This is a genomic window from Janthinobacterium sp. LS2A, from assembly GCF_036543145.1.
Taxonomy (GTDB): domain Bacteria; phylum Pseudomonadota; class Gammaproteobacteria; order Burkholderiales; family Burkholderiaceae_D; genus Janthinobacterium; species Janthinobacterium aestuarii.
Map to the genome: position 1 here is coordinate 204,555 of NZ_JAZHPB010000001.1, position 20,097 is coordinate 224,651.

The window sequence follows — 20,097 nt, forward strand, 5'->3', positions numbered from 1 at the left end:
CGCTGGAAGCTTGGCCCGTGAACGCGCCGTGCATCGCCACGCGCCCCGCCGCGCCCGTCTTGCCGGCTGTACCGTCGCACGGTATCTTCGAGCAAGTGCAAGCCTTGCTGGCGCGCGAACAATTGCGTGCCGCCCATGTACGTCAACTGGAATCGCTGCTCGATGCTTGCGGCGGCGGCTAAGCGGTTAGCAGCGGCTAACAACGCCTGGCAACGCGTAAAATGCCTGGCAACTAACAAAACTGCTGCGGGAGGAAGGAGGGCTTGGCACCGCTGTTGGCCCAAAAGGCGCAACTGCACGAGGTGCGGAGCCGCCGAGATAGTGAGCATCGCAGGCCGCAAATCACGACGGGCAGCAGGTATTGACAGGCACTCCAAGCAGCAGTCACCAGTGGCCTGCCAGTGCCGCCGCCTTTGCCGCCTTCTGGTGCAGGTGCGCGGGGCGGCATGCGAGAAAACGGTGCATCCACGGTCAAATTGACCAATCCCTGGTGATTTTTGCCACAATTTCTGTATACAATCCACCTGGCACGAAGCATGCATGGCTATCTTGGTCGTCCCATCCAAGGAGCTTCGCATGCATCAGCCGTCACCGTCGTGTTCCTGCCGTCCCGTTTCCGTCTTGCTTTTCCCTTTCACCTGCGCCCATCCGGGCCGCGGTAACCCAGGAAGTGGAGCGTAAATGGCCTCTCCCCGTCTGAAATCCATCCACCGCAGCGTGCCCGGCAGTAAGCCTGCCGCGCCATCTCCCGTCGATGAAATCCTGCCAGCTGGCAAACTGTTTACCTTGGGCTTGCAGCACGTGCTCGTCATGTATGCGGGCGCCATCGCCGTACCGCTGATCGTCGGGCGCGCCCTCAAGCTGCCGCCCGAGCAGGTGGCGGCGCTGATCAGTGCCGACCTGTTCTGCTGCGGTCTCGTGACCCTGATCCAGTCCCTGGGCATAGGCAAGCATTTCGGCATCCGCCTGCCCGTCATGATGGGCGTCACCTTTGCCGCCGTCAGTCCCATGCTGGCCATGGCGAACAATCCGGCCCTGGGCATCACCGGTATCTTTGGCGCCGTGATCGGCGCCGGCGTCGTCTCGATGCTGATCGCGCCCTTCATCAGTCGATTGCTGGCGCTGTTTCCGCCCGTGGTTACCGGCAGCATCATCGCCGTGATCGGCGTGTCGCTGATGCGCGTGGGCGTGAACTGGGCCATGGGCGGGCCGCCCGCCATGGCGCAGATCGCCGATCCCGCCTTTCTCAAGATGGCCTCCACCGCCACGGCGGCTGGCCTGCCCGCGCCAGCCGGTCCCGTGCCCATGATCGCCAACCCCGGCTATGGCGCGCTGGACAACATGGGCATCGCCTTCTTCGTGCTGGCCGTCATCTTGTTGGTGGCCAAGTATGGCCGTGGTTTCCTGTCGAATATCGCCGTGTTGATCGGTATCATCGCCGGCACGGCCCTGTCGTTTGCGCTGGGCAAGGCCGATTTCGCCAAGGTGGCCAGCGCCAAGGCTTTTGCCGTCGTCACGCCATTCCAGTTCGGCATGCCGACTTTTGACGTGGTTGCCATCATCACCATGAGCCTGGTGATGATCGTCGTCATGATAGAGTCCCTGGGCATGTTCCTGGCCTTGGGCGACATGACGGGCAAGCGCATCGAGCAGGCAGACATCAGCCGCGGCTTGCGCGTCGATGGCCTGGGCACCCTGATCGGCGGTATCTTTAATACCTTCCCGTACACCTCGTTCTCGCAAAACGTGGGCCTGGTGGGCGTGACGGGCGTGCGCAGCCGCTGGGTCTGCGTGGCGGCCGGCATCATTCTGCTCGTCATGGGCGTGATTCCGAAGATCGCGCAGACGGCCGAAGCCGTGCCGGCGTTCGTGCTGGGCGGGGCAGGGCTGGTGATGTTCGGCATGGTCGCCGCCACGGGCATCCGCATCCTGGCCGGCGTCGACTACAAGAGCAACCGCAACAACCTGTTCATCGTAGCCCTGTCGATCGGCTTCGGCATGCTGCCGCTGGTGGCGGAACAGTACGCGCAGCACATGCCGAAAGCCCTGTCGCCGCTGCTGCACAGCGGCATCCTGCTGGCCGCCATCGTTGCCGTGCTGCTCAATCTGTTCTTCAATGGATTGGTGTCGCAGGAAAAGGCGCAGGAGCAGGCGCGCGAGAACAGCCATGGCAGCGATTGAGGAGTCGCCCCACGCCGTGAACGCGGATTAGCCGGGCGGCAGAATTCTCAGCACCACGCAATTGCGCCCCGCATCCTTGGCGTAGTACAGCGCGGCATCGGCCAGGCGCAGCAGGGCGTCCGGATCGGCGGCGCCCGGTGCCGACTGGACCGCGATGCCGACGCTGATCGTTACCTGCAGTGCATCCGCGTTCACGTGGGCGATGCCCAGCTCTTCGATGGCGCGCCGTAGCGCTTCGCCGATCTGGCGCGCTTCGTCCGCCCCGGTGTTTGGCAGCACGATCGAAAATTCTTCGCCGCCGTAGCGCGCCGTCAGGTCGCCCGCGCGCCGCATGCCGGCCGCCAGCGCATGCGCGACCCGGATCAGGCATGCGTCGCCGGCCTGGTGGCCGTGACGGTCGTTGAAGCGCTTGAAATAGTCGACGTCGAGCATGACGACGGCAAGCGGCTGGCCGACGCGCGTGGCACGCGCACATTCGGCGCGCAGCACGTCGTCGAAATGGCGCCGGTTCGCCAGGCCCGTCAGGCCGTCGGTGATGGACAGGGTCGCCAGCTTGCGGTTGGCGTCCTCCAGCTGTTCCGTGCGTTCGGCAACGCGCCGTTCGAGACTGTCATGCAGCCTGGCGCTGGAAATCGAGATCATCGCCTGCGCGCCGAGCATGCGCAGGAACGCTACGCGTTCTTCCGTGAACGAGGCGTCGGCAAGCCTGTTCTCGAAGTACAGGATGCCGCCGATCTGGCCGCCGTGCCGGATCGGCAGGCACATGACGGCGCGCGGCAGGTGCAACTGCACGTACGGGTCGGCGGCAAAGCGCGAAGCGCCCGTGATGCAGTCTTCGATCACCTCGGCACCGGTGCGCACGACGTAGCGCAGCAGCGATAGCGGGAAATGCGGGTCGCTGGCGGCGCTCAGGTCGAGCTGGCGCGATTGCAAAACGGTGACGCCATCGCCATCGATATTGGCCTCCAGCTGGTAGCTGCCTTCGGACAGCAGCAGCAGGCGCGCCACCTGCGCACCGGCGTTTTCGCATACGATGGCAATGAGGCGCGTCAGCACCTTGCGCAGGCCCACCTCGTTCGACAGGATCTGCGATGCCTTCAGCAGCGACACGAGGTCGAGCGCGGAACTGCCGTGCGTGTGGGAGACAGAATGCCGCTGCGTGCTGCGGCCTTCCATCCTTGACAGCAGTACGCCGTGGCGCGCATGCAGCTGCGCCACTTTGCCCTGCGCACCCCACTGGCCGTAATGCGCGATGGCGTCCTGGATAAAGACGCCGGCCACGCGCGCATGTCCCTGGTCGAACCAGCATTCGCCGCACAGTTCATTGCCCAGCGCTTGCATGTTGACGTAGCCGGCCAGGCCTGCCGCGTCGATCGCCTGTTGATAATAACGTGTGGCCAGTTGCAGCTCTTCCCGGTAGCGTGCCATCTCGGCCTGCACCAGCAGGTGTTTGGCTTTGCTGTTGTCCGAGCCTTGTTTGGCCCATTTGGCGAGACTCGCCTGCAGCGTGCCGATCACGGTCAGCATATCGCCCGCATCGGGGCGCGCAGGATCGCGCCGCAAGGCACGGATCAGGATCAGCGCGGCGTAGAAGCTGCACTCGACAACCTTGGCCTGGCCGCGCATGATCTGGGTGACGTTGCCGAGCTGGCCGGCCAGCTGTTCGGCGTCGGCGCCGTCGAACAGGTAGGCGTTGCGTATCTTCCCCTGCAAGAAGTAGGCGCGGTACAGCTGCGAGCCGCCATACTGATCGAGGAAGCGCGCCTCGCTGAAGGCCCCATCGTCGTAGCTGTCGTGGCGGGCCAGGAGACCCATCAGGCACTTGATCGGCTGGATCGCGGCGGCGACGCAGCAATCGGCCATCGCCTGCTGGCCGTTGGCGCGCATCAGCGCCAAGTCATGCTCGATGTCGTGCATCAGGTGTGGCAGGTAGTCGCCGAGGATGAGCCGGTCGGTGGCGCGCACGGCCGCCACCACGCCGACCTGCACGAAATCGGCGATTTCCAGCGCCCAGCCAAACGCTTCTTCGTACAGGGCGTCGGAGCTGCGCAGCGGCTGCGTCCAGTGGTTGCTGAGCGCGCCGAACATCAGGCCCGTGAGCGTGCGCGTCTGCAGGTTGGCACGGCGCCTGGCCAGCGCCATCGCCATCGCGCCGAAGGCGTAGCCGCGCGCGATGTCGCCGCTGTACAGCGCCACCATCATCGCGTAGCCGACATAGGCGACGGCGCTGAAATCGCTGTTCCCCCGCTGTATGGACAGCCGCGTCATCGACACCACCATCAGCGCGCTGAGATCCTGCTGGCCGGCGTAATAGCTGGCCATCCACAGGCCCTGCATCATCTGCATCGCGGCCACCGCGTCCGGCTCGCACATCTCATCGGCCGCCAGCAAGGTGTCGGGCGCCTGCGCGCCGGGCTGCCGCCCGATGTCGGCGAGGATATCGGCGAAGCGCGCCTTCATCTGCGTCACATCGTGCGGAATGTCGATGTGCAGCAGCGCCAGGCCGTCGCGCTGGACGGCAATGGCGTCGAGCAGGCGGCCCTGCAATTGATACTGGTGCGCCTGGATGGCAATGCAGCGCACCTGCAGCAAGGGAATCAGGGTACGGGCGCGCACCTGCGGGTAGATCGCCTCGGCCGCATCGAACTGGCCGCACAAATAGGCCGCTTCGGCCGCGCCCAGCTGCAGGTCGAGCCAGAGGTCGGCGTGGACGCTCCATGCCTGCGCCGGCAGCAGGTCGAGACCGGTGCGCATGTGCTCCAGCGTGGACTGGAATGCGGCGGAGCGCCGTGCCTTGACGCCGGCCTGGAGATTGAGCATCGCCAGCTGCGCGCGCTCGTCCGCATCGTTGATCAGCGCGCGGCCGGCATTGAGCTGCTCGACGATCTCGAACAGTGTCTCGTCCCGACGCTCCGGCGTCGCATGCCGCAGGAGCAGGCGGCCGATGAGAAGATGGTTGGCCGCGCGCGCATCGTCGTCAGCGACCAGGTAGGCGGCCTGCTGCACCCGGTCATGCAGGAAGCGGTAACTGACGCCGCTGTTGGCCGCATCGGTGTCGCCACTCACGTATTTATAGCGTTCGTCGAGCGGCTGGATCAAGCCTGCACTGAGCGCCGGCCACAGGTCTTGCTGCGTTTTCCGGGGCGCGCGGTCCACTGCCAGCGCGAGCGTGTCGAGTGCGAAGCGGTTGCCGCACGAGGCGGCCAGTTGCAGCAGGTGCTGCGTCGCGATGGGCAGGCGGCGGATTTTCTCCAGCAGCACCTCGACCACGTTGTCGGTATATCTGGCCTGTTCTATCGCGGGCAAGTCCCAGTCCCAGCAATCGTCGGCGGCCCGGTAGCGCAGCTGGCCCGTCTCATTGAGCGAAGCGAGAAACTGGTTGAGGAAAAACGGATTGCCGGCCGTCTTGCGGTAGCAAATGCTGGTCAGTGGCGCGCAGTCGGTGGCCGCCACGCGCACGGTGGCCGAGACCATTTGCGCGACCTGCGGCTCGGTCAGTGCGCCCAGTGACAGTGTCGACAGACGTACGTCACGGGAGAGCAGCTTGTCGCGCAGTGCGATGAGCGGATGCGCGGGACTCACCTCGTTGTCGCGGTACGCGCCGATGAACAGCATGCAGCTCTTGTCGCACGAGACCATCAGCAGTTCGATCATCCGCAAGGTTGCCGCATCGGCCCATTGCAGGTCGTCGAGGAACAGCACCAGCGGATGCCCGGCGCAGGCGAATACTTCGACGAAGCGGGGGAAGAGGCGGTCGAGGCGCAGCTGGGCCTGTGCCGGCGCCGACGCGGGCATCGGGTCCGTGGGGCCGACGATCAACGCCAGCTGGGGAATCAGCTCGACCAGCATGCCGATGCCGCTGCCCAGCGCCTGGTGCAGTTTGGCGGACCACTGGCGCAGCGTTTCCTCGGGCTGGCCGAGCAGCTGGCGCACCAGCCCCTGGAAGGCCTGGATCAGCGAGGCATACGGCACGTCGCGCTGTAGCTGGTCAAATTTGCCGGACAGGAAACAGCCGCGCCGGGCGATGATCGGTTTCTGCACTTCGTTGATGACCGCCGACTTGCCGATGCCCGAATGGCCGGCCACCAGCAGCATCTCGCACCTGCCCGTGGCGCCGCGCTCAAACGCCGTGAGCAGCTCGGCGATGGCATCCTCGCGCCCATGCAGCGTTTGCGGCACGAGGAAGCGGCCGTTGTGGTCGGACAGCTTGAGCGACAGCGCCGGCTCTTGCGCGCGGCAGGCTTCGAGGTCGCTGCGCAAGCCCTGCAAGCTCTGGTAGCGCTGGTCGGCATTTTTTTCCAGCAGCCGCTGGATGATCGGCAGCAGCTGGCCAGGCAGGCTTGCCAGCGCCGGGTGCGACCAGTCGGGACTGCGCGCAATGTGGCAGTGCACGAGTTCCATCTCGTCGCCCGTCTCGAACGGCGCCTGGCCGGCCAGCAGTTCGTAGAAGGTGGCGCCCAGCGCATAGAAATCGGCGCGCCAATCGACCCGCCGGTTCATGCGCCCCGTCTGTTCCGGCGCCATGTAGCGCAGTGTGCCTTCCAGCGTTTGCAGATTGACGATGCCGTGGCTTTCGTACGGCAGTTCGCAGGCGATGCCGAAATCGATCAGTTGCAGCCGCCGCCGCTCGCCATTCCACACCAGGTTGGAGGGATTGATGTCCTTGTGGATCACGCCATGCGTATGGACCTCCTCCAGCGCAGCGCATAGTTGCAGCGCGATGTCGAAAAAGTCGTCCAGCGCCAATGCGGGCTGCGACGGCGTCCTGCGCGCCGCCACCTGCGCGCGCAATACGTGGTCGAGCGCCTGGCCGCCAGTATCCTCGAGGACCATCGTCCAGCACCCGCCGTGCAGCTGCAGCGCCAGCGGATGCGCCACGCCAGGATGGCGGCAGCGGCGTGCGATCGCATACTCGCGCTTGAATTGCGCCAGTTGCTGAAAGGAGGGGAACGGCTGATTGGGTTTCTTGACGATCAGCGCGGCACCATCCGCAGCCCTGGCGCGGTAAACCCGTGAGCGGGCACCGCTGTGCAGCTGTTTGATGATCTCGTGATCGAAAAGGGAGCGCATGGGCTGGGCTAGCAGTACACAGACGGTTGCGGGAGCCGGAAGGCGCACATTTCGGAATATTACTTGATTGTAAGTATTATATCAGCAGGGGGCTGTGGGGGAGCCAGCGGGCTGATGGGGGGTGTTGTAAAAATGCCAGTGGAGAGGTTAGTGCGGAGGCGGGAACTTATCGTGATGACAGTACGAACTTGCGGCGCATCCCCGTACCGGGTGGGGTATACGCCGCAGTCTTATTTGTACCTTCAGGATCAATTTTTGAGCTATGAAACTCCCAGCGACGGGTCGCTCACGGAATCCTTGCCATTCTCGATTCGCCCTGCGACACGGCGCCGGAAAGTCTTCTGAGTACTGCAGGTAACCGAGAAGTCATACCAGTTGCCGCTGTCGGCCAACGACCAGTTAAGCGTTCTCACCTCGCCGGCGGGTACCTCTACCATCCAGGGACCGTCGCTTCGATATGCTTCTGCCGCTACTATGAATGAGCAGCGCGCGCTGCTTTTGTTGTGCAGTTTGAGCGCGAGTTCAGTAGGGCTGCACGTCATATAGCAGGCCTGAATTTCCGGGCCTCTCGGATCGCCCTGTTCCTTGAGGTCGCCAATAAAGTGGCGGTGGAAGCCGTTGGGACCGAGCACCCACAGGCGGTACGCTCCCCCATCGGACGCAACTTCCCAACTTCCCTCCAGTGTCTTTCCGGCCTCTACGACATAGCGCCGCGGGATCCGGTCGAGATGCAGCTCGTCATACACATGGAACACCGCGCCGGCCTGGTTGCCGCTGTCGTTGGCAAACACCAGCGTCACTTTTTTTGCGCCGGAGTCGGCGCGGGCCGTCACATGCAGTACATACGGCAGGGCACGCGATGGGCGGGTACCACCAGCCTGCACTGGTAACCTCGATGTTGTAGACGCCAACGGTCTCGCCAGGGTACGGGCAGTGCTCTGGCTTAGTGCCAGCGCGTCGACATCCGCTTTGCTGCCATGCCCGGGGAGTGTTGGCAACACTCCGGCATTCGGGGTGACAAAATTAAAGCAGGAGGTCAGGTCACCACAGACGGCACGCCGGTAAGCGCTGATCTGTGGCTCGAGGACGCCGAACCGCTTCTCGAGAAATTGCAGCACGGAGGTATGGTCGAAGACCTGCGAGTTGACCCAGCCGCCACGGCTCCACGGTGAAACGACCCACATCGGCACACGCAGTCCTGGCCCATATGGCCGGCCATCAATGCCCGGTTGAAGATTGGTTGCCGGCTTGTGGTTGTGGTACTCGGCCGCGATGTCGGCCTTGCTGAGCGTGGTGGCACCTGCGACGCTGCCGTCAGGATTGACCGATGGTGCGCACGGCGGTGGCAGGTGGTCGAAGAAACCGTCGTTCTCGTCGAAATTGATCAGCAGAACGGTCTTGCTCCATACATCCGGATTCGCCGTGAGCGCATCGAGAACCTGCTGGACATACCAGCCGCCCTGGGCAGGACTGGAACACTCAGGATGCTCGCTGTAGGCCGAAGGTGCAATGATCCATGAAACGGCTGGCAGCTTGCCTTTGTTGATGTCTTCGCGGAAGGTTTCCAGAAAGCCATGGGGCATGGTGTTGTGGAATCCCTTCGCCAACGGGCTGAGGGCGTCGTCGATGCTGGATTCATAGAATGGACCTGCGCGGGTGACATCCTGGGTGATGTCGACTGCGGAAACATGGAGTGGACGGCGACTGGCGGGCAGTTTTTCAATTTCAGCGCGCCAGTGGCGAAAACTCATCATCTCATTGCAACCAAAGTTGTCGATCAGACTCTGGTAGACCTTCCAACGGACCCCGGCCTTTTCCAGGCGGTCTGCATAGGTGGTCCAAGTCCATCCTTCGCTCGAAGGCCCGATGTCATTGCCTCCGTTGTACTGGTTGTTGAGTACAGCGATCTCCACTTTTTTGCCATCGATGGGGCTCCGGCCGTTGGGGCCGTTTGTGCCCGTAAAATAGAATAGCCGGTTTGCAATTGTCCCCGTGTGCATGCCACAGTGATAGTGGTCACAGACGGTAAAGGCATCGGCTAGCGCGCGTTGAAACGGCACTTCCGCTGTATCGAAATATCCCATGGACAAGGGGCCCTTGGCGTCTGGCCAACGATTCATCCGGCCGTGGTCCCACGCTGCCTGCGAGTCGGCCCATGTGTGTGGTGTGCTGCCGGCGCGTTGCGCATTGCCCTTGGTTTCATCAAGGCGGAAGGGAATATACGTTCCGGCAGGTTTTGCCTGAGTATAGGTCTGGTACATGATGTTGTACCCGTTCGGCGATGGTGCTGCGAACCGGTCACCGTATCCCCGAACGCCCTTGAAGGTTCCGAAGTGGCTGTCGAATGAGCGGTTTTCCAACATGATCATGACGACATGTTGAACATCCTTGATCGTGCCGGTGACGTTGTTGGCTTCGATCGCCAGGGCACGACGGATTGCCGGTGGGAATGCGGACAATGCGGCAATAGACGCCATCGTACCGAACGAATTACGCAGGAACGTGCGTTTGGAATTGTTTGTGGACATGGTGGAGTGGCTGCAGGGCGCGATGTTTGGTGGATAGATGATCAGGTGGCAAAGGTTGCTTGGCGAAGCTGACGCGGGCTGGCACGTCTATCCTGGATGCCAATCGGACGATTCGCGTTCATGGCGTCAGGGAGAGGGGGCGCACTGCGATTTCTCGCATGTTGACGGAGTCGTGCCCGGAACCAGGATCGGAGCCGGGGTCGACGCCGAAGTTCCGCCTCCGCCGCCACAGGCTGCGAGTGCGCATAGCAGTGACAATGGCAATACGCGCTGGAAGTGGTCGCGCGAAAGGCACAAGGTTGCAAAAGTTTTTTTCATTTGAGTACGCAAAAAGTTGATTGCAAACGCAACGACCTGCCTGGGTGCATCGTGTGATTACCCAGTCTTGGCCACTGTCGCAGGTTTGTTCATGGGTATTTGCTTTGCACCGCAATACCGTTAGCCAGGGAAATGCTGATCAATTCCCTTTCCTGGCGAGGTTGACGTGCCAAATGGTCGAACGGCGAGTCATTCGCCGGGGCAGTTTTTTTTGGGCGGCGTATTCAAGGTCGGAAAAGCTTTTTTGCATGATCAATGGCGGCCTATTGTGATATCGATATTGTCTCAGATCAATGCGTCGTAGGGAATGGCGACCGGTGAAATAATCAATGCTTCCTTAAGAAAACTGAATGAAATCTCTAAATTTCATCTAGGAAGATGAGTGGGTAGACCCGCAGGAAAAATGCCTGGCATCTGGTAATGAGAATGACGTTTGTTGCGATGTGCAATCAACCGAAATAGAAGTACCGACTCGCCATGCATACAATTACTGCGTTCTGCATTGAAGTCTATTCTTGCGGCAATCGACAATGTTGATGTAAAGCAGCTCTTTAGCATGGAAACCATCATGGCGCCTCATGCCACTTGACCACTGCGAAGCGCCGGCAGTGGATGAAAAATGACCTTATCCTTCATTTTCCTCCACACTTGCGGACCGGTTTGCCGTCTTTGGCAAGGTTTTGCGTCGCTTAATAAGTGGTACTGATTTATCGTCTATCCCGACCAAGTCGAGTATTCATTTCCGCAGCAAGGCCATGGATAATTTGGCGCAATATGTTCTGTTGAAAACTTAATATTGAAAATCCCTTTGATTTTCTCCAAAGAAGTGGAGTGCGTTATCACGATTGCGCTCTTTGCTTCAAGAAGATTGGATCAATTTAGCATATGGGTATAGCTTAAATTTCAATAATGCATAATTTGCATTATTGATAATGAATTCTATCTGGCATAGAACGCTTGTCAAAACCGCCTGCGCGTCGTAATTTATGACCTGAGATGCTTGCTGCTCCGGCGGCCCCGTACTTCTAGAGTTGCGCTTCTGGACCACAACTTCCTTCCGATCGAGGCGATTTTGATAAGAACTGTTAGCCTCTGGCTTTTGCCGGGTTTACTCTCGATTAAGAGAAATGCCAAGGCGAAAAAAAACCACTAACCCCTTGGGAGTTAATGGCTTTTCTGACGTTTCCAAATTCTGTGCGCTGGTGCCCGGAGCCGGAATCGAACCGGCACGCCCTTACAGGCGGGAGATTTTAAGTCAGTAGGGAAAGCCTTATTATTCAATGACTTAGTACAATTTTTCGTTCCGCAAAAAATCTAATTCGCGCCTCTAAAGGCCGCATGATTGCATGCCTACTCCATTTTTTGCGGAACAATTTTTGATCCTGGCTTGCTTACGATGGAGGGCTTTGTGTCCCATATCAGCACCAGATTATTGCAGTGAACTATCCTTGACTTCGCCTTTACTAAATTTTCAATTAATCGCCAACAAATTTTGAGCCTTGGCTTACTGCGCCCTTACCTTCGGTAGCTCCATCCAGTTGGTGGTGTACCGCGGTGTGCGGTTTTCCGACAGCATTGCCCAGCGCCTGATCAGGCCAGCTGAGCCAAGGTGTACCGTGTCGCGCCCGAATCGTTCATTTAGCACATCAAGGGCGGCCATGGCACGCACCGATCGTTCGCGGTCCGGGACGGCATCAAACAATACGCCCTGGCGCTGAGTATCAGGTTGCAGATCCATCAGCATGATTCCGGCCTTCTTATATTTGTATCCGGCTCGAAAGATCATGGCCAGGCCGTGCAGCGCGGCGCCGGCCAGGATGCGATTATCAGCACTGGGCTCAACCAAAGGGATTGTGATGCCATTGCTGTATTGCTCGTCTTTTTCGCGGAACCGGTTAGTTTGTACGAAAACATGAACGGCGCCGCACAGCGATCGCTGACCGCGCAGTTTCTCGCCGGCGCGCGCGGCGTAGGTCGATATCGATTCGCCTAGCTCAGCCGCCGTCATGACCATCGAACCGAAAGAGCGCGACGACACGATTTCCTTGCGCGGCGGCGCCATCTCTTCGAGCTCCAGGCAGGAAATACCGCGCAGCTCATTGCATGTACGCTCGAGCACGACGCCGAAGTGCGCCCGCATGGTACTGAGCGGCGCATCTTTCAAGTCCTGCACGGTGTTGATGCCCATGGCGCGCAGCTTGGCGCCAATGCGCCGGCCGACGCCCCACACCTCGCCGACGTCAATGCGCTGCAGCAGCCAGGCGGTTCGAGCTTCCGACATGGTCGTGAAATCGGCAACGCTATCGAACAGCGGGAATTTTTTTGCGACGTGATTTGCCAGCTTGGCCAGAGTCTTCGATTGGCCTATACCCACGCAGACAGGCAGGCTGGTCCACCGCGCCACCTTGGCCCGGATGTCCTGCCCCATGATTGTCGGCGAAGGCCAAAGACCGCCCATGCCGTTCAGGCTCAGGAAAGACTCATCAATCGAGTAGACCTCGACATTGGGGCTGTAAGTTCGCAGGATCGTCATTATCCGGTTGCTCATGTCCGCGTACAACGTGTAGTTCGACGATAACCCAACAATTCCATGCTGGCGTGCTAGGTCGCGCATCTGGAACCAAGGCGCCCCCATCGGCACGCCCAAAGCTTTCACCTCATTCGACCGCGCCACGGCACAGCCGTCGTTATTCGATAGCACCACTACCGGGCGGTCGCGCAAGCGAGGGTTGAAAGCGCGCTCGCAGCTGACGTACATATTGTTGACGTCGACAAGCGCATAAATCTGCTTGGTCGGGTCGCCCATGTCACACCCGCAGCTTACGCACGACGCCCGTCACCACGCCCCATATCTGAAGCTCGCTACCCTCGGCCAGGCAGATCGACTTGTATGCCGGGTTGTCTGGACGCAGTTCTACACGGCCACGCTGGCAATAAAGGCGCTTGAGGGTATATTCGGCATCGATGACAGCAATGACGATGTGGCCATGCAATGGCGCGACGGAGCGGTCGACCACCACCTTGTCACCATCCAGTATGCCGGAGTCGCGCATCGAGTCGCCCTCGACAGTGAAAAAGAATGAGGCGGCTTTGTGCTGCACCAAGAGCGCGTTCAAGTCCAGACCATCTTCGGTGTAGTCGGCGGCCGGCGACGGGAAGCCAGCGGATATCCGGTGGGAAATTTCCGGCCGGGCGCTGGGGATTGGGTACTGCGCAAGCGGCAAAGGCGCCTGCGAGACACCCGGCTGGCTAGATTGAAGTATTAGTAATGTTGCATTCATGGCTGGCCGATATACTGTGTTTTTATACAGTATATCGGCAGAAGCAAGAAACAGGAAGTATAAAATTGTTTCTAGAAAAGGGAGTCAGGCGGCGCAGCATCAGGTTTCACCGTCGGCTTCGCTCTTGTCCGAGGAGGCAAGGGATCAGGCTGCGCGACCAGCAACTCTGCAGGATACTGCCGATAAACGTCCTCTTCGGAAACCAGCGAGCCGTCCAGCCAGCCTTGGTACTGGTCAGGGTCCAGGATCATCACCATGCGCTTTTCATCGTCGGGCTTGTGGAAGCGCTGCATCAGCGGGTGCCCGTCGGCGTTGATCGTCAGCATCGAGAACGACAGCAATTGATCTGACGGGCGGAATTCCCATATTCCAGCGATGGCCACCGGCTCGCCGTCGGCGCGCTCGATGCGCCAGCGGACTGGCTTGCCGGTTTCGTAATTGGGTTCGAAGAAATTGGAGGCCGGGATGATGCAGAACTGCTTGCGCTTCCAGGCGCTGCGAAATGAAGGCTTGCTGGCCACTGTCTCCGTCCGGGCGTTGTAGGTCTGGCGGGCCAGCTTGTGGTCGGCCCAATGGGGCACCATTCCGAACATGGCCGGGGAGATTTCCAGTTCGCTGGGCGCTTCGTGTGAGCCACGCAAGATTGGCGCCATGTAGCCGGGCCATGCCTCGGGCGGCAAGTCGAGCAGCGGGTATCCTGCCCGAAAACTTTCTTCGATCTGCTCTTTACGGCTGGGTGTGTAGTCTGCGCACATGATGCTATCCTATGGATTGCTAACAAAACAGGAGGTCATTATGCCAAAAGAATTAGAAATACATAGCCAAAATTCTGACGAAGTTCAACATGGCACCAGCATTTGCGCAATCCCATGCCCGAAAAATCCACAAATATTAATATTCGAACTTGCATACATCTCTTGGGATGATATTGAACGTCACTTAGACGAAAATAAAATACCTTACAAGACTGATGGAATGCCTTTTCACGGCGCAAATTGGTGATAGGGGGATAGCGTGATAAAACGAAAAAATGAGATTTTTTGGAAAATTGTACACAGGAATGGGACAATGAATTTCATGAGGAAATTTAAAAAATATTTTTAAGATTAGCAAACAATATATCCGCATAGCCTAGCAAGTTGCGACGCGCTGATTAATGTCATGTGAGAACTCCATTACTCTCGAATGATAAACAAAAACATTATCAAAATCGGATTACTGACTGCAATTTTATATTTTTCATCATTTATCATGACTGTTGTCGCACTTTATCTATTAAAATTATAATATGAAAACAAATAAGACAGGGCAACGAAAAACGATTCCTTTGAAAGTGAGAGAAATATTACGCGCAGAGGTCGGATTTGGATGTCCAATAGAAAATTGTGGGGTTCCCTATCTTGAATATCATCATTTCGACCCACCGGTACATATTGAATCGCACAATAATCCAGAGGGAATGATCGCACTTTGCCCCATGCACCATGGGAAGGCAGATGGGGGAGCATACACTGTAAAACAACTTCACATATTTAAAACAAACAGAGTAAACGCTGAAAACGTAAAGGGAAAATTAGAATACCTAAGAAACGAATTGCTCACTATATTGGGAGGTAATTTTTTATATGGAACTGAAAAAATAGTACAAATTGACGGTATTGATGTCGTTACTCTTGAACGTGATGCCGAAGGCTATCTACGACTATCCATCAACCTACCAAGTCTCGTCGCAGAGGAAAGAATCATAATAGATAAAAATTCTTGGGAAAACATTGGAAATCCAGTTGACTTAAGATGCCCCCCTCTTGGTCGAGAGTTGGAAATAAGATATAAAAATGGCGATTATTTGTATTTGCGTTTCTCGGAATTCAAAAATCAGGAAGAAATATCTAAAAAATATCTAAGGGATTTTAATATTTTTGAATTATCATTTCCTATCACAACACTTGAAATAAATCTAAAGATAGCTGATACAGGAATAGAATTAACGCCAGAAATTGCAAACTTCGGGGGAGTTGGCATGAAAGGTGGCTTTGTAAGATCTAAGAATGGCGCCATACTAGATATCGGTCTACCTTGGCGCCAAAATCCAATTTCACCTGCACATGAAATAAATGGAAATGTAATAATGGTAAACTTTAACAAAAAAAAATAAAAACAAATATATTTACGAAACTTGGCTCCTTGGCCAGAACAATTGCCCGAGACTGATTGACGCTGTTGATGCAGCGACAATCAGCGCTCTGCTTTTTCCTCTTGCGGTATGCAGCCTAGAATTACCGCCTCCAGTTCCGCCTCATACTTCCGGCCACGCGGCCAGTCTCGCGCCAGCGCCAGGATGACTTCCCCATCCGTTGCCGCTGGCACCAGCCTGTCGAATTCATAGACTGGGCGCTGCGGCGCCACCTTTACACATGGCGTAAAGACGGGAATTTCGACGCGCTGCGGCACTGGGGATGCGCTGGCGCAGCCGGCCAGCACTGCGGCAAGAATAATTTTTGAAATGATTTGTCGTGCCATCCGGCGTTTCATCGCACACCATCCAGTACCAGCCTGACGGCCGGCATGGCTTCGTCGCAGTTCGTGGCGCGCGCACCAGCAACTTGCGCCAGGACCGCGTCGTACTTCTTGCCCTTGGCAGCGGCGGCCGCCTGCGCCACAGCGCCGCGCTCCTGCGCCGCCATAGTTGCCTTGGCCATGCCATCGATGGCGCGGTTTTGCTCGGTAATCGACGCGCGCAACGCAGCGCTGATTGCCTGCTCCAGCACCAGCGCAGCGCGCGCGGCGTCACGGTCGCCAGTGGCCAGCCACCAGCCGGTGCCGGTGGAGCTAGTCACCAGCAGCAGCATGGCAGCGAAGGTGATGGCCGACACCTTCCAGATACCGCCTGAGCTCAGGGCACTCAATGCCGCACCTGCAAGATGCCAGCGCGCGTGCCGTGGCGGTCGATGGTGATGATGCGGTTGATTGGCTTGGCCACCATCTTTGTACTGACATGCACCCAGGTCAGCTCATTGATAATCTGGCCGATGCCGAATTCGTCCAATTTCGGCAGCAACGCCTGGCATACTTGGTACGGCGTCATGCGCAGCGCCGTGAAATCAGCCGCGCAGCCGCGCACATGATCGCTTCCATCGCTGCTGCCGATTCCCCGATTCACTGGAATCGCGCGGTAGCCGCTGATATTGGTCAGTGGCGTGTCGATGCCGGCGCAAGCCGTCAAGTAATTGCGGATGCGCTGCAGCATTTCGGCCGTACGCTGCAGTTCGGTCAGCACGACGGCCGTCGGCGTGTTGTCGACACCATGGCGCGCGGCCCAGTCGGAAGCAGTCAGCTCCTGCAGGGTGAAATTCTTGGTGAGGTTCACAGGCCACCCCGCACTTCCTTGACGACAGCGGCCGCGTCACTCGCCATCTCGCCAATGTCCTTGTCCTTGCGCTTGTCGAACCAGCGCACCGTGGCGCCCAGCACCCACCAGGCGGGCAAGCCGGCGGCCACCATCAGCGGCGCAGCGATAAAAAGGAAACCCAGCGCCGGGTCGCTGCCGTACAGCACGGCGACGGCGCGCGCGCTGTCGAACAGGCTTGGCATCCAGTTGCGCACGACCACGACCAAGGCCGGGCCCATCAGGGCGGAAAAAAGAATGGTGACGAAGAAGCGCACGCCCGCTTCCTTGGCGGTTTTTGGCCACATAAACATGAATCCCAGAGAGGTTGCGGCAGCGCCGGCAAGGACCGGTATGCCAAAAATTTTAATCAGTGCGCTGCCAGCGGCGGTTGTTTCGATGGCCATGAGTGCCTTTCAGTGGAGAGGTGAAGAAGTGTTGTTACCGACAGTACGGCGATGGCTGTCTCATTTCTAGGGAAAAGCGAGACAGTATTTTTGCGACAGGCAATAAAAAACCCGCCGAAGCGGGTTTGTGGTGGAGCATTAATTTCTATGCCGCTTCAAGCGCAGCCAGCCGCGCCTCCTGGCCCGCAGCAATGAACATTGCCAGTTCGTCATAACGGAAGGCATAGCGGTCGCCAGCCTCCTGCGTGACTTCCGTGTACGCGCCGCGCGCCTCGATGGCAGGAACACCCGCGCTGGCCGGCACGGCTGCCGTGACGACATCACCAAACGAATTCCGCACCTCTGGAACCGCCTCGGTGGCGGGAACGGCTGGCCGGGCGTCGATGGCTGGATGCTCGACAGTTTGCTCTTCCCAGCTGTCGTGGCAGATAAATCCGTAGTTGAACGGCTCCAGGCCGTGGGCCTGCATGATCTCGATGGCGCGCTGCACAGTCGGACCGACGTGCTCGCGTGCATCAGCCCCCTTGCAGTCGACGGCATCCCGCCAGCGGTAAATGCTGATGGCGCGTGCCAGATCCTTGGCAGCGGCAATCTCGGCCGTGGTCAGTTCGCGGAAATCCCGCTTCAGGCGCGCGTCGGAGGTATTGATGGTGCCCGTGCGCGCATAGATTGTCCGGTATGCCACCGCCGCCCGACCCATGTCATAGGAATTATCCACAGCCGGGTACACATGCCGGCCGACATAGTCACAGACGGTTTCAAGCGTTGTCGTCGTCACCGTAAAGGTGTTGCCGGCGCCCAACTTCAGGCCCCAAATTCTGACAGCGGCAATGGCGGTATCTGGCGGCAGGATGCCGGCACCAAGAAACTCAACTGGCTGCGACAGCCACATATTGGTATCAGCATAGACAGACAGCTGGAAAAATGTTCCGGTGCTGACATAGACCACGCCGTCGAGCCCGATCTTCACATCCCGGATCGTGTCATTCGATACCGCCCCGACAGTATAAAAAGAGCCACGGCATTTACTATCGTTATCTACGCGCAACAGGATGGTGGTCAATGCACCGTTGGAGGCGCCATCGATGGCGGAATAGCCCGTGGTTCCCGAAATGCGCACCACCGCCTCGCTACCAGGCTGAAGACTGAATTTCGCTACCCTCCACCAGCCGGGAGTTCCCCCAGCAGAAGCCGCAAACCGTGGCGCGCGCGCGGCGGCAACGATTTGCTTGTCGACGCTGAGGGCGCCTCGTGACGACACGTCACCGGTCAAAACGCCACCAGACAGCGGCAATGCGCTGTACGGCCCGGCAGCGAAGGCCAAGTACAGCAGATTCAGCCGTTCGTTGACGTTCGGCATGCCATCATAAAAATAATCAGCCATTTAAATTCCTTCGATTTGTAGTGGTGCTGAATACGTTTCAAAATACGGCGTTGCCACCGCGTCGATATTGCTGGCTTTGCCATACAGCGTGTGGTCCTGCTCCAGCAGGGGATCCGGGTTTTCAGGAAACAGGCTGAACAGCATGGCCCGATCCTTGCCGTTTTCGCGCAGGATGCGCATGAAGCGCGCTCGATCCGATGGCGTCAGCTGCGCCAGGTTGATGCTCAGCTTGTCGCTGGTTGGGCGAATCTGCGTCTTGAGGTCGCCGGCGCTCGTGCGGTAATCCTCGCTTCCGTCTTGCAAGAGAAGCTGGGCGCCATACTCGGCGTTGTGTTCCGGGGACCAGTAGTTGCCCGTCACCAGGCGCGAAATTTCCAAGTAGCCTTCTGCGCTCTGCGGAGACGACACTTCGATTACCAGCTGGCGTACGCGCACAGGTGCGAACCAAGCCACGGCATCGGCGCCGCCGCCGCGCGCCCAGGTATTCACGCCACCCCATTTGTAGGCGTTCCAGCCCAGGGGCAAGACGCCCCAGGGATAGGAGCCATGCACGGCGGCAGCGCACGGAAAAATGCTGCCGGTGTCGAGCACCGGGACAGCGTCGCCCGGCTGGGCATAGCCGCGCACGCGCATGCGCGCGCTGCTGGTCATGTTGGTGAAGATCAGCGCCACGCAGGCGATGGACTCCTGTGTCGGCCAGGTGGCGATGACGGTCTGTGCCGTACCGGCGGCGCGCAGTACGGCGCTTTTGCTGTCGCGCTGCAGATTGGCCGGTCCTAACGCGCCAGTCTGACTCGATGCGGTCAGAACGGCGCGGTCGGCAACGTTGTCGTAGATGATGCGTAAATTACTCATGGCAATAGTGCCCCTTCAATAATGATGCTGGGCCCCGGGCCGTCCGCATTGTTTTCTGGATCTTCAGGGTCGTTGATGGTGTATTGCAATAGCTTGCGCGACACGGTCTTCAATGCTGTGTTGGACGTGCGGCACCAAAAATCCATTTGATCGATGTAGTCATTTAACAGTCCAGTATCGCGCGGTCGAGTGAACATGGAAAACCGTGTTGGCATCCCCAGCACCACCGGCCGAGTCAAAGATGGAATCTCTAGATTTGGCACACCATACGGGTCGACCACCGCCCGAGGCCAAAGCAGATGCGGTTGGGAAAAGTCAGCGGCCAGCCTCTCATTCGAGTTGAAGAGTGCCATTCCCCATGACCCAGCTAAGGCTTCTGCAAATCCAAATGCCCAAATATCGATTGCGTATTGAACCGTATCGAATCCATCAGCATCACCAAGTGCGCCGCAAAACATTTCAATATCCCAAACCCCAGAAGAAATCTCGTTGACACTGACCACGCCAACGTTTCGATTTAGCGGCAAGTCCATGGCAACCAGGAATGGCCCTAGGCAATTGATTCGATATAAGGAATGTCCGCACCGTTTCGGATTTGGCCTGCCTTGATCTGCTCTTCCACTTGGCTGTGTTAGGCTCAATAAAGCAGGCCGCCCCAGGCAGTGCAGCAAATTCGCATTGCTGCTAA

The 20,097-nt window shown here is 58.7% G+C and carries 16 protein-coding genes; 4 read left to right on the forward strand and 12 right to left on the reverse strand.

What is annotated here, in order from left to right; all coding sequences use genetic code 11:
- Positions 1–17: 17 nt before the first annotated feature.
- Together V3C40_RS00960 and V3C40_RS00965 are read left to right on the forward strand one after the other, a co-directional pair.
- Positions 18–182: a hypothetical protein gene (locus tag V3C40_RS00960; RefSeq protein ID WP_175444602.1), complete on the forward strand. Its 165-nt coding sequence runs from the start codon at positions 18–20 to the stop codon at positions 180–182.
- A 499-nt stretch (positions 183–681) separates the two neighbouring features.
- Positions 682–2,181, forward strand: coding sequence for a nucleobase:cation symporter-2 family protein (locus tag V3C40_RS00965; RefSeq protein ID WP_331776198.1), 1,500 nt, complete (start codon positions 682–684; stop codon positions 2,179–2,181).
- A gap of 27 nt (positions 2,182–2,208) precedes the next feature.
- On the opposite strand, the gene V3C40_RS00970 is transcribed toward V3C40_RS00965, so the two are convergent.
- The 5 genes from V3C40_RS00970 to V3C40_RS00990 all read right to left on the reverse strand — a co-directional run bounded on the left by V3C40_RS00970 (position 2,209) and on the right by V3C40_RS00990 (position 14,133).
- Positions 2,209–7,251, reverse strand: coding sequence for a diguanylate cyclase domain-containing protein (locus V3C40_RS00970; RefSeq protein ID WP_331776199.1), 5,043 nt, complete (start codon positions 7,249–7,251; stop codon positions 2,209–2,211).
- 260 nt (positions 7,252–7,511) lie between these two features.
- Positions 7,512–9,779 carry a phosphocholine-specific phospholipase C gene (locus tag V3C40_RS00975; protein WP_331776200.1) on the reverse strand — a complete coding sequence of 756 codons (2,268 nt, stop codon included), beginning with the start codon at positions 9,777–9,779 and terminating at the stop codon, positions 7,512–7,514.
- Positions 9,780–11,601: 1,822 nt separating this feature from the next.
- Positions 11,602–12,903: a Y-family DNA polymerase gene (locus V3C40_RS00980; protein WP_331776201.1), complete on the reverse strand. Its 1,302-nt coding sequence runs from the start codon at positions 12,901–12,903 to the stop codon at positions 11,602–11,604.
- Position 12,904: 1 nt separating this feature from the next.
- Positions 12,905–13,378, reverse strand: coding sequence for a LexA family protein (locus V3C40_RS00985; protein WP_331776202.1), 474 nt, complete (start codon positions 13,376–13,378; stop codon positions 12,905–12,907).
- 71 nt (positions 13,379–13,449) lie between these two features.
- The gene (locus V3C40_RS00990; RefSeq protein WP_331776203.1) at positions 13,450–14,133 is read right to left on the reverse strand and encodes an SOS response-associated peptidase; all 684 of its coding nucleotides are present in this window, start codon (positions 14,131–14,133) and stop codon (positions 13,450–13,452) included.
- Between the two features lie 40 nt (positions 14,134–14,173).
- Between V3C40_RS00990 and V3C40_RS00995 the strand changes: the two genes are divergently transcribed.
- Together V3C40_RS00995 and V3C40_RS01000 are read left to right on the forward strand one after the other, a co-directional pair.
- On the forward strand, positions 14,174–14,380 hold the full coding sequence (locus tag V3C40_RS00995; protein WP_331776204.1) for a hypothetical protein: 207 nt from the start codon (positions 14,174–14,176) through the stop codon (positions 14,378–14,380).
- 286 nt (positions 14,381–14,666) lie between these two features.
- The gene (locus V3C40_RS01000) at positions 14,667–15,533 is read left to right on the forward strand and encodes an HNH endonuclease signature motif containing protein (RefSeq protein ID WP_331776205.1); all 867 of its coding nucleotides are present in this window, start codon (positions 14,667–14,669) and stop codon (positions 15,531–15,533) included.
- Positions 15,534–15,613: 80 nt separating this feature from the next.
- On the opposite strand, the gene V3C40_RS01005 is transcribed toward V3C40_RS01000, so the two are convergent.
- From V3C40_RS01005 to V3C40_RS01035, 7 genes are all read right to left on the reverse strand, one after another.
- Entirely contained in the window at positions 15,614–15,898 is a 285-nt protein-coding gene (locus tag V3C40_RS01005; RefSeq protein ID WP_331776206.1) for a hypothetical protein, read from the reverse strand.
- Between the two features lie 8 nt (positions 15,899–15,906).
- Positions 15,907–16,284: a hypothetical protein gene (locus V3C40_RS01010; protein ID WP_331776207.1), complete on the reverse strand. Its 378-nt coding sequence runs from the start codon at positions 16,282–16,284 to the stop codon at positions 15,907–15,909.
- The gene (locus V3C40_RS01015; protein WP_331776208.1) at positions 16,281–16,745 is read right to left on the reverse strand and encodes a D-Ala-D-Ala carboxypeptidase family metallohydrolase; all 465 of its coding nucleotides are present in this window, start codon (positions 16,743–16,745) and stop codon (positions 16,281–16,283) included. The genes V3C40_RS01010 and V3C40_RS01015 overlap by 4 nt, the downstream gene beginning before the upstream one ends.
- Positions 16,742–17,071: a hypothetical protein gene (locus V3C40_RS01020; RefSeq protein ID WP_331776209.1), complete on the reverse strand. Its 330-nt coding sequence runs from the start codon at positions 17,069–17,071 to the stop codon at positions 16,742–16,744. The genes V3C40_RS01015 and V3C40_RS01020 overlap by 4 nt, the downstream gene beginning before the upstream one ends.
- 244 nt (positions 17,072–17,315) lie before the next feature.
- The gene (locus tag V3C40_RS01025) at positions 17,316–18,554 is read right to left on the reverse strand and encodes a tail fiber domain-containing protein (RefSeq protein ID WP_331776210.1); all 1,239 of its coding nucleotides are present in this window, start codon (positions 18,552–18,554) and stop codon (positions 17,316–17,318) included.
- Positions 18,555–19,409 carry a hypothetical protein gene (locus tag V3C40_RS01030; RefSeq protein ID WP_331776211.1) on the reverse strand — a complete coding sequence of 285 codons (855 nt, stop codon included), beginning with the start codon at positions 19,407–19,409 and terminating at the stop codon, positions 18,555–18,557.
- Positions 19,406–19,942: a hypothetical protein gene (locus tag V3C40_RS01035; RefSeq protein ID WP_331776212.1), complete on the reverse strand. Its 537-nt coding sequence runs from the start codon at positions 19,940–19,942 to the stop codon at positions 19,406–19,408. Before V3C40_RS01035 ends, V3C40_RS01030 begins: the two co-directional genes overlap by 4 nt.
- Positions 19,943–20,097: the final 155 nt, after the last annotated feature.

Coding starts and splice junctions, on each gene's coding strand:
- V3C40_RS00965 (WP_331776198.1), top strand. CDS start 682: ATGGCCTCTCCCCGTCTGAAATCCATCCACCGCAGCGTGCCCGGCAGT.
- V3C40_RS00970 (WP_331776199.1), bottom strand. CDS start 7,251: ATGCGCTCCCTTTTCGATCACGAGATCATCAAACAGCTGCACAGCGGT.
- V3C40_RS00975 (WP_331776200.1), bottom strand. CDS start 9,779: ATGTCCACAAACAATTCCAAACGCACGTTCCTGCGTAATTCGTTCGGT.
- V3C40_RS00980 (WP_331776201.1), bottom strand. CDS start 12,903: ATGGGCGACCCGACCAAGCAGATTTATGCGCTTGTCGACGTCAACAAT.
- V3C40_RS00985 (WP_331776202.1), bottom strand. CDS start 13,378: ATGAATGCAACATTACTAATACTTCAATCTAGCCAGCCGGGTGTCTCG.
- V3C40_RS00990 (WP_331776203.1), bottom strand. CDS start 14,133: ATGTGCGCAGACTACACACCCAGCCGTAAAGAGCAGATCGAAGAAAGT.
- V3C40_RS00995 (WP_331776204.1), top strand. CDS start 14,174: ATGCCAAAAGAATTAGAAATACATAGCCAAAATTCTGACGAAGTTCAA.
- V3C40_RS01000 (WP_331776205.1), top strand. CDS start 14,667: ATGAAAACAAATAAGACAGGGCAACGAAAAACGATTCCTTTGAAAGTG.
- V3C40_RS01005 (WP_331776206.1), bottom strand. CDS start 15,898: ATGGCACGACAAATCATTTCAAAAATTATTCTTGCCGCAGTGCTGGCC.
- V3C40_RS01020 (WP_331776209.1), bottom strand. CDS start 17,071: ATGTGGCCAAAAACCGCCAAGGAAGCGGGCGTGCGCTTCTTCGTCACC.
- V3C40_RS01025 (WP_331776210.1), bottom strand. CDS start 18,554: ATGGCTGATTATTTTTATGATGGCATGCCGAACGTCAACGAACGGCTG.
- V3C40_RS01030 (WP_331776211.1), bottom strand. CDS start 19,409: ATGAGTAATTTACGCATCATCTACGACAACGTTGCCGACCGCGCCGTT.
- V3C40_RS01035 (WP_331776212.1), bottom strand. CDS start 19,942: ATGGACTTGCCGCTAAATCGAAACGTTGGCGTGGTCAGTGTCAACGAG.